At 36.3% G+C, this 15,063-nt stretch carries 15 protein-coding genes, 1 tRNA gene and 1 pseudogene; 7 read left to right on the plus strand and 10 right to left on the minus strand.

What is annotated here, in order from left to right; all coding sequences use genetic code 11:
* Positions 1-186 precede the first annotated feature (186 nt).
* The 3 genes from V7S50_RS05670 to V7S50_RS05680 all read left to right on the plus strand — a co-directional run bounded on the left by V7S50_RS05670 (position 187) and on the right by V7S50_RS05680 (position 1,734).
* Positions 187-942: a class I SAM-dependent methyltransferase gene (locus tag V7S50_RS05670; RefSeq protein WP_242251022.1), complete on the plus strand. Its 756-nt coding sequence runs from the start codon at positions 187-189 to the stop codon at positions 940-942.
* A gap of 305 nt (positions 943-1,247) precedes the next feature.
* The gene (locus V7S50_RS05675; RefSeq protein WP_212956578.1) at positions 1,248-1,472 is read left to right on the plus strand and encodes a hypothetical protein; all 225 of its coding nucleotides are present in this window, start codon (positions 1,248-1,250) and stop codon (positions 1,470-1,472) included.
* Positions 1,473-1,661: 189 nt separating this feature from the next.
* Positions 1,662-1,734 (plus strand) — tRNA-Val (locus tag V7S50_RS05680).
* A gap of 496 nt (positions 1,735-2,230) precedes the next feature.
* Here V7S50_RS05680 and V7S50_RS05685 read toward each other — a convergent pair.
* The 10 genes and pseudogenes from V7S50_RS05685 to V7S50_RS05735 form a co-directional block, all read right to left on the minus strand.
* On the minus strand, positions 2,231-2,419 hold the full coding sequence (locus tag V7S50_RS05685) for a hypothetical protein (protein WP_242251021.1): 189 nt from the start codon (positions 2,417-2,419) through the stop codon (positions 2,231-2,233).
* Between the two features lie 50 nt (positions 2,420-2,469).
* Positions 2,470-2,717 (minus strand): annotated as a pseudogene (locus V7S50_RS05690) (DUF4176 domain-containing protein).
* A gap of 171 nt (positions 2,718-2,888) precedes the next feature.
* Positions 2,889-3,083 (minus strand): hypothetical protein, encoded by a 195-nt coding sequence (locus tag V7S50_RS05695; RefSeq protein WP_242251020.1) that lies wholly within the window; start codon positions 3,081-3,083, stop codon positions 2,889-2,891.
* Between the two features lie 2 nt (positions 3,084-3,085).
* Positions 3,086-3,517: a hypothetical protein gene (locus V7S50_RS05700; RefSeq protein WP_242251019.1), complete on the minus strand. Its 432-nt coding sequence runs from the start codon at positions 3,515-3,517 to the stop codon at positions 3,086-3,088.
* Positions 3,518-3,719: 202 nt separating this feature from the next.
* Complete coding sequence (locus V7S50_RS05705; protein ID WP_252209200.1) at positions 3,720-4,133, minus strand: hypothetical protein; 414 nt, start codon at positions 4,131-4,133, stop codon at positions 3,720-3,722.
* Between the two features lie 263 nt (positions 4,134-4,396).
* The gene (locus tag V7S50_RS05715; protein WP_242251017.1) at positions 4,397-4,666 is read right to left on the minus strand and encodes a hypothetical protein; all 270 of its coding nucleotides are present in this window, start codon (positions 4,664-4,666) and stop codon (positions 4,397-4,399) included.
* An 18-nt stretch (positions 4,667-4,684) separates the two neighbouring features.
* Positions 4,685-5,041 (minus strand): hypothetical protein, encoded by a 357-nt coding sequence (locus V7S50_RS05720; protein ID WP_242251016.1) that lies wholly within the window; start codon positions 5,039-5,041, stop codon positions 4,685-4,687.
* 136 nt (positions 5,042-5,177) lie between these two features.
* Positions 5,178-5,360 carry a DUF3976 domain-containing protein gene (locus V7S50_RS05725; RefSeq protein ID WP_001178300.1) on the minus strand — a complete coding sequence of 61 codons (183 nt, stop codon included), beginning with the start codon at positions 5,358-5,360 and terminating at the stop codon, positions 5,178-5,180.
* A 28-nt stretch (positions 5,361-5,388) separates the two neighbouring features.
* Positions 5,389-5,766 (minus strand): hypothetical protein, encoded by a 378-nt coding sequence (locus tag V7S50_RS05730; RefSeq protein WP_063224556.1) that lies wholly within the window; start codon positions 5,764-5,766, stop codon positions 5,389-5,391.
* 2 nt (positions 5,767-5,768) lie between these two features.
* Positions 5,769-5,978 carry a helix-turn-helix transcriptional regulator gene (locus tag V7S50_RS05735; RefSeq protein WP_000428510.1) on the minus strand — a complete coding sequence of 70 codons (210 nt, stop codon included), beginning with the start codon at positions 5,976-5,978 and terminating at the stop codon, positions 5,769-5,771.
* An 825-nt stretch (positions 5,979-6,803) separates the two neighbouring features.
* On the opposite strand from V7S50_RS05735, the gene odhA reads away from it, so the two are divergent.
* The 4 genes from odhA to V7S50_RS05755 all read left to right on the plus strand — a co-directional run bounded on the left by odhA (position 6,804) and on the right by V7S50_RS05755 (position 15,054).
* Complete coding sequence (gene odhA / locus V7S50_RS05740; RefSeq protein ID WP_242251014.1) at positions 6,804-9,671, plus strand: 2-oxoglutarate dehydrogenase E1 component; 2,868 nt, start codon at positions 6,804-6,806, stop codon at positions 9,669-9,671.
* Positions 9,672-9,803: 132 nt separating this feature from the next.
* Positions 9,804-11,063, plus strand: a complete 1,260-nt coding sequence (odhB, locus tag V7S50_RS05745) for a 2-oxoglutarate dehydrogenase complex dihydrolipoyllysine-residue succinyltransferase (RefSeq protein WP_063224558.1) — start codon at positions 9,804-9,806, stop codon at positions 11,061-11,063.
* Positions 11,064-11,188: 125 nt separating this feature from the next.
* Positions 11,189-13,108 carry a putative thiazole-containing bacteriocin maturation protein gene (locus V7S50_RS05750; protein WP_242251013.1) on the plus strand — a complete coding sequence of 640 codons (1,920 nt, stop codon included), beginning with the start codon at positions 11,189-11,191 and terminating at the stop codon, positions 13,106-13,108.
* Entirely contained in the window at positions 13,105-15,054 is a 1,950-nt protein-coding gene (locus V7S50_RS05755) for a TOMM precursor leader peptide-binding protein (RefSeq protein WP_242251010.1), read from the plus strand. The genes V7S50_RS05750 and V7S50_RS05755 overlap by 4 nt, the downstream gene beginning before the upstream one ends.
* Positions 15,055-15,063: the final 9 nt, after the last annotated feature.

A 15,063-nucleotide genomic window follows, 5' to 3' on the forward strand; every position in this document is an offset into this window, starting at 1 on the left:
TCAACAATTAGACCATTTAGATGAATAAGAAATCATGGTCTTTTGGAAGATATCATGCAAAATAGTATAATTTGAATAAGAGAACTAAGGCAGCTCCATTTAGCTGGACTTTTACGTTGTAGACTTAGAGACTGATGCGGAAATTACTATTTCTGTACATAATATCGCTGGAAAGAAGGTAGTACTGTGAAAACAACAGAAAATTTTACTGATAAGGCCGATATATATGCGAAATATCGCCCTAGTTATCCTAAAGAATATATTGATTATTTGCTTTCGGCTAACGAACTGAATGAGAATCAAATTGTGGCCGATATCGGTTCAGGTACGGGGATATTTAGCCACCAGCTGCTTACAAGTGGTTTACATGTTATTGGAGTTGAGCCAAATGATGACATGAGAAAAATGGCAGAACAATCGTTAAGCCATTTTTCTCGTTTTCAATCAATAAAAGCAACTGCCGAACATACCACTTTAAAAGAAAATAGTGTGGATTTAATAACTGTTGCTCAAGCATTTCATTGGTTTAATAAAAAAGCTTTCAAAATCGAATGCCAACGAATTTTGAAACAAAAGGCAAATGTTGCTCTTGTTTGGAATAGTAGAGATGTAACTAGTCCGATTATTAAAGAAAATGCAGAAATTTGCCAAAAAACCTGCCCAAACTTTAAAGGATTTAGCGGTGGAATCGAGGAAACGCCAGAAATTTTTAAAAACTTTTTTAAAGATGGAAAGTATGAGTTTAAAGAATATCAAAATGATTTACTTTTTGACTATGAAGGTTTTCTAGGAAGAAATTTATCAGGATCCTATGCTCCGAAAGAAAATGACGAAGAATATAAAAACTTTATTTCTCTCCTATCAGAGTTATTCGAAAAATACAGTAAGAATGGAAAAATTGTTCTCCCAAACTTAACGCGAAGCTATATGGGCAATGTGTAAACAACTGGACATAAAGTGAAACTTTAATCAGCCCTCACCAATCGGGCACGATCATTGAATAAACCTTAGCTTTGTTATATTTTGAGTACAGTGAAGTATCTTATATCGAATATTAAACAACTATATTTTAACCCGGTCTTAAATTCAGACCGGGGTTATGCTTTTTTTTAGGTGATGAAATTTAATAGCTTTATTATCTTTTTATAAAAAACAAAACACTTGCATTTTATCACACCAAATACACTTGACTTTAGTACAATAGAATGGAATATATTAGAAAACACCTAAAGACAAGGAGGAACTACATGGCGCGTTGTACGTATTGTAAAACGAAATGGAAAGTAAAAGATGTATGGTCGATACTCGTGACATTTGAAAAAGATTGTCCGTATTGTTTCGGAAGGCAATATTTATCAAAGAAAACAGTGAACGCTATGCCAGAACTTTTAAGCCTACCTTTACACTTCTTATTACCTTTTCTTGTTGATTTGAGTGATGAAGGTCCTTTGGATTGGTATCGAAAAAAATAATATAACCGTTTTATTCGAACCCACTTTTAATTAAACTTTCTATTTATATATTCCTTAATACACTACTAACGTAATTCCAAATACTTTCCTTTCAAAAGATTAATATAAAAATATTGTAAAATTTCAGTTAATTACTTATAATTACTTTAGCATAAAAATTAAAGATGTTATTACATAAGCATTTTTGAAGATCCCGTAGCTCAGCAGGGAGAGCGCCACCTTGACAGGGTGGAGGTCGTGAGTTCGAGCCTCTCCGGGGTCATAAAACCTAATATTATCAAGGATTGAGAGGGTATTCTCAAAAACTAAAACTGTGGAGATCTCCATCAGACACCACAAGTTAAGAGAGGACTAATTCTAGTCAGCAAACCAGCTGGCTCAGGGGTAGTCCTCTTTTTGTTTCCATAAAACTGAGAAAGGACTGAAAAGAAAATGCTACTTAAGTTTGTTATGAAAGATTTCAAAGAGGAAAAAGAGTTCGCTAATCTGTCTCCTCGTACAATTGTAGTTAGCATACGAGCTGGAAAAATCTCTGAAACTCTTAGTTTTAATCTAGACGAATTAACTGAGGAGATAATCAACGATACGTTTAATAGATAATACCTGCCGAGCCAACTCGAACATCCTAATTTAACGATACCCTACTTAGTAATTCTATACAAAAAATAAAGCAAGGATTTCTCCCTGCTTCTGTTAATTTCTTTTATTGAGAAGATTAGCTACCAATATTCTCATCTGACATTCTATACAATTTATATCTATTTTGCCCTCTTCTTTTTTCGATTTCTAAATATTACCTCTAACACTACTACTGTGGTGAATCCTACAGTCAGTTGTAAACCTATAAACAGCAGTTTATCATTTAGAGGAATATCAGGTGCACTCCACAGTAGTACCGGAGGGATAAGTATACCTATGATTACAAGAGTTCTCATTATCTTACCCATTTTGTTTCTCCTATCGTGTTTTTTAAATCTATATGTATTTTTAAACTAATCTACAATTCGACTAATTTCTCACGTAGAACTAATTACTCTCAGTCATATACCCTCTATGCATTTCCTCTACAATCTTATCATGATTAAAACACAGTGCTTTTTCATCACCTAAATAGCCCACTGGATAAGGGATGCCCACATAATCAAAATCACGTTTATCTGCTGATACAACCATTCTTCCAATGATCATAATAATCGGTTCTACTTCTTCTAGTTTTACTACTGTTCCTATTGGTAAAAGTTTCATATATATTCTCCTTTTTATTATTATAAAAACCAATTAAATATTATTAAAATCTACAAGTTAAAGTACCCTCAAAATCACAAATAATTCCTCTGTATTTGTGACCATAGGTACCCCCTATCATAATACACAGAGCATACTTACAATAATTGAATTCTTCCTTGTTTAAGTAAACTACTTATCTCTATTTTTTTTAAATTTATTAGTTATGTATTCTAATAAGTTCGTTGTACCAAAAGACAAAAGAGCTAGCAATATTATAAAAGCAATTAATGCTAATTTTTTTCCCCACCCATAAGGAGAAAATAAACTAAATATAAGTAAAGCTGAAAACCCAAAAATTTTTATAACTCTTGCTTGTTTAAACATAATTACTCTTGTCCTTCCTTAACAAATTTACCAAACAAACCACCACCAACATACGCACCAGTTTCTTGGCCAGCATGAAGCTTATAACCAAATGTTCCCAACCCTAATTCTCCACGTACTTCAAAATCATATTCACCTATTATTGGGATAAAGTCTGGGATATCAATTTTTGTTGATAATTCATATTTTTGAACCGTTAACTCTGCATCATCTTTTAAGGTGTAATCCTCAATTCCAAAAGCTACAGAACCATCTAGGAATTTTTGCGTTGCCTTCATCTCCTGATCGAATATAGCACTAGTTGTAATGGTATTCTCTAGACCTGTAACACCTGCTTTTCCTCCAATAATGTTGCCTGTAAACAAGTCTTCCTTTATGGTATCAAAGGAATAAGGAGCATTTACATCAATCTCACCATTTCCTGCCTTAAACATGAATTTAGTGTTTTCTGAAATATCAAACTTCCCTGTTACTAAATCCCCATCTGCTTTCCCGCCAAGGCGGCCATCTTCTTTCCATTCAGCTGAAACTCAGTTTGACCATTTACGCGGTCTTGTAGATACAATGCCCCCACAAAACTAGCAACCTCCATATTATCAGTTTCTTCAAATTTTTTGCGGTTGCAAGTAGAAACTTCTATATGGTTTTAAATTGTGTCATTTTAAATGATGAATCACGGAAATCCGTATTAAATTTCATATAGGTTGAGCCCAACCAATTACTAGAAATCATATCAATATCTCGTTTTAGTCGCTCCTGTGTTGCAGTTGCATTCGTGCTAACTCTGTAATATAACCTACTTTTTTGTATCTTTTTAATGATAATTTCTGCCTGGCCAAATGTTCTTTGATTTATTCCTTCTCTTATTTGCTTCAATATTTCTCTCGTTTCATCTGGTCCTCTCACATCTATCACGACAGGCTGATGTGAACCTTCGGGCAAATATTTCAATCTATCTTCAAACTGTTTTACTACAATGTTTATTAATGAACGTCTACCACTAGATGTCATAACATTGTAGTTTTTAACTTCTATTAAAACAGTAAACATTTTTGGTTTTACTTCGTTAAATCTCTGTTAAAATTGTTCTCTACTCGCTCCATTCCATTGTGTAGCGATATTCTTAATTTGATTGTATAGGTGTCATTATGTAAGTATTCTAAGAAGTGCCTGATGTTACTTACTGTCTTTGCAGTCTGTTCTAACCGTTCAGGCGTTACTTTTATCTATACCATTCCTTCTTTACATATTGATTTATATGTTTCTTCATTATAAATAGCAAAATAAAACCCAGCAACTTTAAGATTGCTGGGTTATCTCTTATTTATATTCGAAAAAACAATAACAATTGCCCCAAGCACATAATGCCCCGACACCAGCCACATACTCCGATCAAAAATCATAATTGACACCCAAAGCGATATATTAATAACAGCAAATAATACATATAAAATGAAGTCTCTCTTTTGTAGCTCCCCTCTATTCATTACAATGTAGATTGCACCGATTGGTGGAAGGATAAAACAAAGAAAAAAGACAAACATTTTTCTTAACGACCATGGATATGAGGTTACTGTCTGCATAGGAATCTCCTTTTCACTTTATAGTACTTTTAACATTGGCCTCACTATTCTATATTCGTCATTATACGGCTCCTTTATAATTAAAGGTAAATGGGGATCTTTTTCTTCTATCATTGTGAACACTTCTGTTTTTTCTTGTAATATGTTGGATTCACTATTTTTAGTAGGTTTTTTACTTGTTTCAATTTTCTTTGTAACTTTTCCGAGCCTTTGCCCCACTTTTTCAGTTTTAGCAGGTTCATTCGTTACGTAGTATTCCTGCCCCTCCCATACTAACATAGGTGGCACTTGTTCTCGTTTTTTACATATTATATAAGTAGTACTAGCTACAAGTAGTAGACATGTTAATAAAAAGAAGATAGTTTTTTTATTCATATACTATTCTCCCTATCCATCATTTTATTAAATTATATAATATCCATTATATGCAGTAAATGGATTATGCGGGAATTTTCGGATTTTAAACCAAAAAGGAAAAACCTTACTAATAGTAAGGTTCCATTTTTACATTCTATAGTGACTGATTTATTAAAACGATCATTACGATAATCGCTATAAACATAACAACTAAACAGCCGATCATTTTATAAAATCCTCGTTTCGTTAACGTCCCACCTTGCACGTCTTTACGAATAAATAAGAATACGGCTAAAAATAATACAAGCCCAATGCCAAAAGCATACATCATTTGCATATGTTAATCTTCCTTTCTCTCTTCCATCTTAATATCTTTTTGCCAAAACAACAAACGAGATAAAGACGGTACTCATCGTAAGTGCCATAAGTATATTCAATAGTTCAGTAGCAGATAGTGTAATTATTTTCAAGTTTAAGCCAATAGAGAAAAGAAGATAATATGCTGTTAACGCAAAAAAGCTGAAGAACATGCCTTTATAACGAATTAATTTCATCCGCTCGTCTTTTTCTTTAAATTGTGGGTGTAAGTAGCTGAGGCAGAAACACATAATCATCATTGCAAGAACTGTATAAGTTGGAGTCGGTGGTGCTGAATGCGTCATTATACCTGCTAATACCATAGTTCCACTCATAATAAAAAAAATAATTCCCATGATTAAAAAGTACTTTTGTGAATAGTTCATCTTTACTCCTCCCCTTCTTTTCCTTCATAAATAAATACATGTTCTATCGTTGTCTGAAATGTTTTTGCTATTTCAAATGCTAACGGAAGTGATGGATCGTATTTTCCCTTTTCAATTGAAATGATGGTTTGTCTGGAAACTCCAAGTTTCTCAGCCAATTTTTCTTGAGATAGTCCAAATTTTTTTCGGTATTCGACCATTTTATTTTCCAAGGAAATTTCTCCCTCCTTCCTTATACCGAGTATATATGTAAAGTAAACTTTACGTCAAGCTTCCTTTACATTAGTTTTGATTATTATTCACGCTATTTATATAGAAGAAACTTTTTCAATTTCAGTACGTCTATTTTGAAACAAAACACGGAACACTGTAAATAACCGTTACTATATCTCCTCCTCTCTTTTTTTAAAATTTAATATCTTCATATTTGTTTTACCCTTTTAAAATATTTCATTTATCCCTTTATTCCACGAAATGTGTTATTAGTTTTACGGTGTTTTTCAGCATATTTATAGAAACTAACTGTTTATGAAGCATTTTTTATGTTTAGCAACTTTTTTTGTAGAAATCCTTCACTTTCCTTTCGATATTTAACACTATCTAAATAAAGTTTACGCTAAATTCATAATTTTTTATTTTTTATACTATATTCCGTTATATTGTTGTATAATATCAATGAAAGCGCTTATTATTTCAATATACATAATTCGAACTCATTTTTATCGAAACATTCTAACTATTATACTTATATTTACATGCAATAATTTTAGCTATTCGTATAGGTATACCAAATATATCCACCCCATTTTTCTGTAAAATTACTTTATAACATGAAAGATTAACTTGGGTGATAAGTTATTGTGAATGTTTTTTTACAAAACAGATAAGTAATAGTGTTTGGTATTATGTAAATTATTGTAATAACATAAGAGTAAAGAAAACATTTACATTGATTATTGGTTCATTAATTATTGAAAAGAGCAAAATGCACCTTTTTGTATGGAAAAAGGATTATATGCATTGGGAGGTTTAAACAAATGACGAGGAAGAATACAACGACAAACCCTTGGGCCAAGTTCCACGGTCCGAACCTTGGTTATGTTATTGAACAGTATGATCTTTACGTAACTGGAGCAGGTTCTGTTGATCCGGAATTACAAGAGCTTTTTGAAATTTTTGGAGCTCCTTCGTTTCAAGATGATGTCGTAACAGGGGACAACACAGCAACACATTTTTCTCCTCAAAACACAGGGAACATTGAAAAAATTCTTAAAGTTGTTCAGCTTGTTGAGCAGATTCGTTCTTTCGGACATACGTTGGCTCACATCAATCCGATGGAAGATGCTGCAAATGGACAATCTCTTCTTGAGAAAGCAATGAACGAACTGAGCGATGCTGATTTGAAAGCGATTCCAGCAAAAACAGTATGGCAAGATGCACCAGAAGGTATTCACACTGCACTTGATGTAATTCATAGATTAAAAGAAGTGTATACACAATCTTTAGCTTATGAATTTTCTCATATACAAGATAGTGAAGAACGCGCGTGGTTGCATCAAATGGTGGAATCAAATTCATTGCGTCAACCACTATCAAATAAAAAACGAACTGCTCTTTTAAAACGTTTAACAGCTGTTGAAGGTTTCGAGCAATTCTTGCATAAAACATTCGTTGGGCAAAAGCGTTTCTCTATTGAAGGCGTTGATATGCTTGTACCTGTTCTAGATGAAATTGTTCTAGAAGGTGCCAAGGACGGCGTAGAAGATGTCATGATTGGTATGGCTCACCGCGGTCGTCTAAGCGTACTTGCTCACGTATTAGAAAAACCTTATAGTCACATGTTTGCTGAGTTCAAACATGCAAAAATAGAAGGCGCAGTGGCAAATTCTGGCTGGACTGGCGACGTGAAATACCATTTAGGTAGAGAACAAGTCGTTGGTAACGATGAAGTTAGCACTCGCGTTACATTAGCAAATAACCCAAGTCACCTTGAGTTCGTTAACCCTGTTGTGGAAGGTTTCGCACGTGCGGCTCAAGAAAATCGTAAAAAATCTGGTCTGCCAGAACAAGATACTTCAAAATCATTCGTAATTTTAGTTCATGGTGATGCTGCATTCCCTGGTCAAGGTATTGTATCTGAGACATTGAACTTAAGCAGATTGAACGCATATCAAACGGGCGGAACAATTCATGTTATCGCAAACAATGCAGTTGGTTTTACGACTGATAGCTATGATTCTCGTTCTACGAAATATTCAAGTGACCTTGCAAAAGGTTTCGATATTCCGATTGTTCATGTGAACGCTGATGATCCGGAAGCTTGTCTTGCTGCTGCTAACCTTGCGATTCAATATCGTACATTGTTCAAAAAAGATTTCTTAATCGATTTAATTGGTTACCGCCGCTACGGTCATAACGAAATGGATGACCCAGCAGTTACTCAACCACAAGTGTACAAAAAGATTAAAAATCACCCAACTGTAAGAGCAATTTATGCAGATCAATTACAAGCTGCTGGTGTTCTAAATGCAGATGAGATTGAAACAATTACACAGTTTACGCAAGAGCAATTAAAATCTGACTATGCACAAGTACCACCAGCTGATACGAGCGATGCAACAATTCACGTTAAAGTACCAGATGTTGTTGCAAAAGGTATTCAGCCAATTGATACTGGTGTTGGGCTTGACTCACTTCGTGCAATTAATGAAGGTCTACTCTCTTGGCCAGAAGGCTTTAACGTATATCCGAAAGTGAAGAAAATTCTTGAGCGCCGTAAAGATGCTCTTGAAGAGAACGGTAAAATTGAATGGGCACTTGCTGAGTCATTAGCATTCGCTTCTATTTTACAAGAAGGTACGCCAATTCGTTTAACTGGTCAAGATTCACAGCGTGGTACATTCGCGCACCGTCATATCGTATTACACGATACTGATACAAATGAAACATATTCACCATTACATCGTTTACCAAACATCAACGCTTCATTCTCTGTTCATAACAGTCCGTTATCAGAAGCTGCTGTTGTTGGTTACGAGTATGGTTATAACGTATTCGCTCCAGAAACTCTTGTTATGTGGGAAGCGCAATATGGTGACTTCTCAAATACTGCGCAAGCATTATTTGATCAATATGTTTCAGCTGGAAGAGCAAAATGGGGTCAAAAATCTGGTTTAGTTCTTCTATTACCACACGGTTATGAAGGTCAAGGACCAGAGCACTCTAGTGCACGTCCAGAGCGATTCTTACAGCTAGCTGCTGAGAACAACTGGACAGTTGCAAACTTAACGAGCGCGGCACAATACTTCCATATTTTACGTCGTCAAGCATCTATCTTAGGAACCGAAGCTGTTCGACCATTGGTACTGATGACGCCAAAGAGCTTATTACGTCACCCACTTACGCTTTCAACTGCTAGCCAGTTAAGCGAAGGACGTTTCCAACCTGCATTAGAACAAGAAAACCTTGGCACAAAACCAAACAAAGTAAAACGTCTTGTTTTAAGTACAGGTAAAATGGCGATTGACTTAGCAGCAGAAATCGAGTCTGGTAAGCATGAGTACAATTTAGATGAAGTTCATGTTGTTCGTATTGAACAATTGTACCCATTCCCTGCTGAAAAAGTTCAATCTATTATTAAACGCTTTAAAAACTTAGAAGAAATTATTTGGGTTCAAGAAGAGCCTCGTAATATGGGCGCATGGCATTACATGGCTCCAATTCTGTTCGAACTAGCTGGAGATAAAGTGAAAACAGGTTACATTGGACGCCCAGATCGCTCTAGCCCATCTGGCGGCGATCCATTCGCTCACAAAGCTGAGCAAGAACTAATTGTTGCACACGCTTTAGATGTGAAGTATAACTTCCGCCAAGATAAACAAGAAATTGAAGTTTTCAGCAACTAAAAAGTAACAATGAAGGTTTCTAGCTTGTTCTTGGGCAGATATTCTGCCCAAGGTCAGGCTAACAAATGGAGATTACCGAAGACAAAAGAAGAAAAAACACACCGTTAGGCAAATAAGGGGAGGACATTTAAAATGATCGAAATTAAAGTACCTGAGCTTGCAGAATCTATTACTGAAGGAACTATCTCACAATGGCTTATCAACGTAGGCGACAAAGTTGAGAAAGGTGGCAGCGTTGTTGAACTTGAAACTGATAAAGTCAATGTAGAAATCATTGCAGAAGATTCAGGTATTGTATCGAAATTACTAGGCGAACCTGGGGATACGGTTGAAGTTGGCGCAACTATCGCAATTTTAGATGCAAACGGAGCACCAGTTGCAGTAAGTACACCTGCTCCATTGGCTGAGCAACCAAAACAAGAAACAACAGAAGCACCGAAAGCAGCAGCTCCAAGTGCTGAGCAAACTGCAACTCTACAAGGTTTACCAAATACAAACCGTCCTATCGCATCACCAGCTGCTAGAAAAATGGCTCGTGAATTAGGAATCGACTTAAACGACGTACGTAGCACAGATCCACTTGGACGTGTGAGACCACACGATGTACAAGCCCATGCTGCAGCACCAAAAGAAGCACCCGCTGCTCCAAAAAGTCCAGCTCCTGCTCCAGTTGCAAAAACGGAATTCGAAAAACCAGTTGAGCGCGTGAAAATGTCCCGCCGCCGTCAAACAATTGCAAAACGTCTTGTAGAAGTTCAACAAACATCTGCAATGTTAACAACATTTAACGAAGTTGATATGACTGCAATCATGGAATTACGTAAAGAGCGTAAAGATGCTTTCGAGAAAAAACATGATGTACGTCTTGGTTTCATGTCATTCTTCACAAAAGCAGTTGTTGCAGCATTAAAACAATTCCCATTATTAAATGCTGAAATTCAAGGCGACGAGCTTATCATTAAAAAATTCTATGATATCGGTATTGCAGTAGCAGCTCCAGATGGATTAGTTGTTCCAGTTGTACGCGATGCTAACCAATTAAACTTCGCTGAAATCGAAAGCGAAATTCGTAATTTAGGTATGAAAGCACGCGATAACAAACTTTCATTAAAAGAACTACAAGGTGGTACATTTACAATTACAAACGGTGGTGTATTCGGTTCTCTAATGTCAACACCGATCCTAAACAGCCCACAAGTTGGTATTTTAGGAATGCACAAAATCCAAGTACGTCCAGTTGCAATTGATAACGAGCGTATGGAAAACCGTCCAATGATGTACATCGCTTTATCTTACGATCACCGTATTGTTGATGGTAAAGAAGCAGTTAGCTTCCTTGTTGCTGTTAAAGATATGCTTGAAGATCCAAAATCATTATTATTAGAAGGTTGATAGATTAATAATCTATTACAGGCTGTAGAATACATCATTCTACAGCCTTTTTTTATTGCGTTCATACGGGACAAATTGCATGACATAAGCTAATAACGTATGCCTAAAACGTAAGGAGGATTAAAATGAGTAACCTTCCAATTCATGCAAAACTTAAAGTAAATAAGGATACTTTCTTCCTCCCCGACTCAAACGGGGGTGTCTATTTTCGAAATAACGCCAGTTCATTTCGCATGGACGGTGATGGAATTTATAGCTGGATCGAAAAATTAATGCCAATGTTTAACGGTAATTATTCTTTAGCAGAAATAACGGATGGTCTCCCTCTTCCCTATCAAAATCGTGTATTTGAAATTGGAGAAATTTTATATACAAATGGGTTTGTCCGTGATGTAAGCCAAGATGCACCTCATGAATTAAACAGTGCATTACTTGACAGGTATGCTTCGCAAATTGAATTTCTAGAAGCTGATTCCCATTCAGGCGCTTTAAAATTTGAAACGTATCGCACTGCGAATGTACTTATAATTGGTTCTGGAGATATGCTTACCTCCTTAGTTTCTTCTTTATTAAAATCCGGATTACCTACATTTCATTACCTTGTGACAGATTATGCGGAAACGAATTACGACCGTATTCACGAGCTAGTAGAACTTGCACATGAAGTAGATGATACTGTACTTGTTGAAGAAATAGACACGACAATTGATCGTCCCCTGCATGAAGTGTTCGAACCTTTCGACTGGATTTTGTACGTTTCTCAAAATGGAGATATTGATGGCCTAAGAGCAGTTCATACAATTTGCAAGGAAATAGGAAAGAACTTCATACCTGCCGTCTGTTTATCAACACTTGGTATAGCTGGTCCTGTCGTAACAGCTAATCGTGAAGAATGCTGGGAATCCGCATGGCATCGGCTACATGAAACAGCTTTACAAAATGAACATTCATCAGCATCATTTTCACCAGTTACATCTGCAATGTTAGCAAATATAATCGTTTTTGAATTATTTAAACATGTTGCTGATGATTCACATCGAGAAAAGAATCCACAATTCTTTTTATTAAACTATGAAACACTTGAAGGTACATGGCATCCTTTTATAAAACATCCTCTCGCAACTGATGAAAGCTTTACAATTGATACGATAGAAAACCTTTCTGAAACACTTGAGCATCGGTCCAACCAACATACCTCAACTGATTTATTCCGTTTTTTCGATTCATTAACTTCTAAAGAAGCTGGTATATTCCATGTGTGGGATGAACAAGATTTATATCAATTACCGTTATCACAATGCAGTATTCAAGTAGCTACTCCACTATCAGATGGGCCTACTTCCATCCTGCCTCTTATGACTTTCAGCGGATTAACTCATAATGAAGCGCGACGAGAAGCTGGTTTAGCAGGAATTGAAACATACGTAGCGGAAATTATGCACCGCCTTATTCCTGAACATAATGATATCGGTATTGGTGCTGGAGAAACGATGACAGAAGGTGTATACCGGGCGCTACAACAACATTTAAATAACAAATTGTATGAACGGCAGTCACATATGCTAGAAGAGATTACAACAATCGATTTAACTGAAATTCATGATAAACATTGTAGATTTTATTACGATGCCCTCACTACAATTCATGAAACTCCTAAAATAGCAATGAGTGAAGAGATTCTCAGCTTCCCAGTCGTTTGGGTCGGTATAAATAATCGATGGTACGGTGCATCTAATATAAATATGACGTTAGCGTTACGAAACGCACTACAACTATCACTTCTTCACATTCAAAATGAAGAAACTCCTTACAGAGCTAATATTTTGCCTGAATCATCTATTATTTTATATGACACAGATTCTTTTAGAGTGGAAATACAAGCGGAAGAAGGAACTCCAAGTGTGCAATCTTTACAGCTTGCCTTACAACATTTAGAAGAACATAATTTTTATCCATTCGTGTTTGATTTAGCGATTGAATCATTTTTGAAAGAAAACCTAGATGGTGTGTACGGGGTATTAATTGCAAAGGAGGACGGTCTATGAGTCAAAATATATTACTTATAGGAGATGGCCTACTTGCAGACTATGTACATGATCAATTGCGCGAACAATATTCCATCACTCGCCAACATACAATTGCAAACGAACTCCCTGAAAATATCAACCTTGCTCTCGTATTACATGACGGCTCTCCTTCTACTATTCATCATGATGCTGAGCTAATTTTTCGTTCCAATCATATTCCGTGGCTACGTGCGTTTACTTCATTTGGTGAAGGTATTATCGGTCCTTACATTCATCCCCTTGCAGAGGGATGTACCAATTGCGCCGATGGACGACGCTTTATCGCTGGATTTGATCAACAAGAAATGTGGGAACTAAAGCGGAAATATGCAGTAAAAGAAGAGAACTTGACGAGGCGCGATGTACGTGCCACTCAAAATGGCATTCTGCAAATGTGTCATCTTATTCGTGCAGAAACAGAGAAAATATTAACTCATAACCATTCTTCATTAGAAAATAAACTCCTTTTACTCAACTTACAAACACTGCAATGTACGCGGCATTCTTTTCTTCCAGATCCGCTCTGTCCTGTATGTAGCAATTTACCTGATGATACGGCAGATGCAGCAGAGATTTCTTTACAACCGAGCTTAAAAACAAGTGATGCGACATATCGCTGTCGTTCGATTCATGAACTCAACACATTTTTAACAAAAGATTATTTAGATTACCGAGTCGGTATGCTGAACGGAAAAATGCAGCATTCTTTATTGCCGTTTGCTGACGTTATTATAAACATGCCGTTAATGTTTGGAAATGAAGGTGTTGCAGGTCGAACTCATTCATTTGCAATAAGTGAAGCGACTGCTATTTTAGAAGGTTTAGAAAGATATTGTGGTATGTCACCGCGCGGGAAAAAGACAACTGTACACGGCAGTTTTCATGATGTAGAGGATCACGCACTGAACCCTATCACACTCGGTGTGCATACAAACGAACATTACAATCGTGATAATTTTCCATTTAAACCGTTTGATCCTGACTATGACCAAAACTGGGTATGGGGATATTCATTATCACAAAACCGGCCAATTTTAGTTCCTGAATCAATTGCTTATTATAGCCTTGGTCATCGAGATGCTTTCGTATATGAAACATCAAATGGATGTGCCATTGGTGGTAGTTTAGAAGAAGCAATTTTTCACGGCATTTTAGAAATTGTAGAGCGTGACGCCTTTTTGCTCACTTGGTATACAGAATTACCTCTTCCCCGCCTTGATCTTGATTCGGCAAATGATACGGAATTACAATTAATGATTCAGCGGCTGTACACGATTACTGGATATGAATTACACACCTTTAACGCGACGATGGAACACGGCATCCCAAGCCTATGGGTAATTGCGAAAAATACGCGTAAAAAAGGAATGAACGTTGTTTGTGCAGGAGGCTCTCATTTAGACCCAATTCGCGCTCTAAAGAGTGCCATTCATGAAATAGCAGGCATGTTACTAATAACAGACGATGAACTCGAACAAAAAAGAGAGCACTACGAAAACTGCTTACAAGACCCTTATCTCGTAAATAAAATGGAAGACCATAGTATGCTGTACGGATTGAAAGAAGCAGAAGAACGTCTTCACTTTCTTTTACGTGACGATGCACCGGTACAAACGTTCCAAGAAATGAATGCATTACAATCGTTTGATATAGATTTAACATCCGATCTTCATCAACTTGTAAATCGTTTGCATCAATCTGATCTGGAAGTAATCGTTGTAGATCAAACCGTACCCCTTATAGAAAAGAACGGATTACATTGTGTAAAAGTCATTATACCTGGCATGTTACCGATGACGTTCGGTCACCATCTCACCCGGATTACAGGGCTGGACCGAGTTTATACTATACCGATGACACTTGGATATACAGCCGAACCTTTAACGAATGAACAATTAAATCCACATCCGCATCCGTTTCCATAGTAAAGGAGG

Source organism: Bacillus sp. CCNWLW194, assembly GCF_037120585.1.
Lineage (GTDB): Bacteria > Bacillota > Bacilli > Bacillales > Bacillaceae_G > Bacillus_A > Bacillus_A basilensis.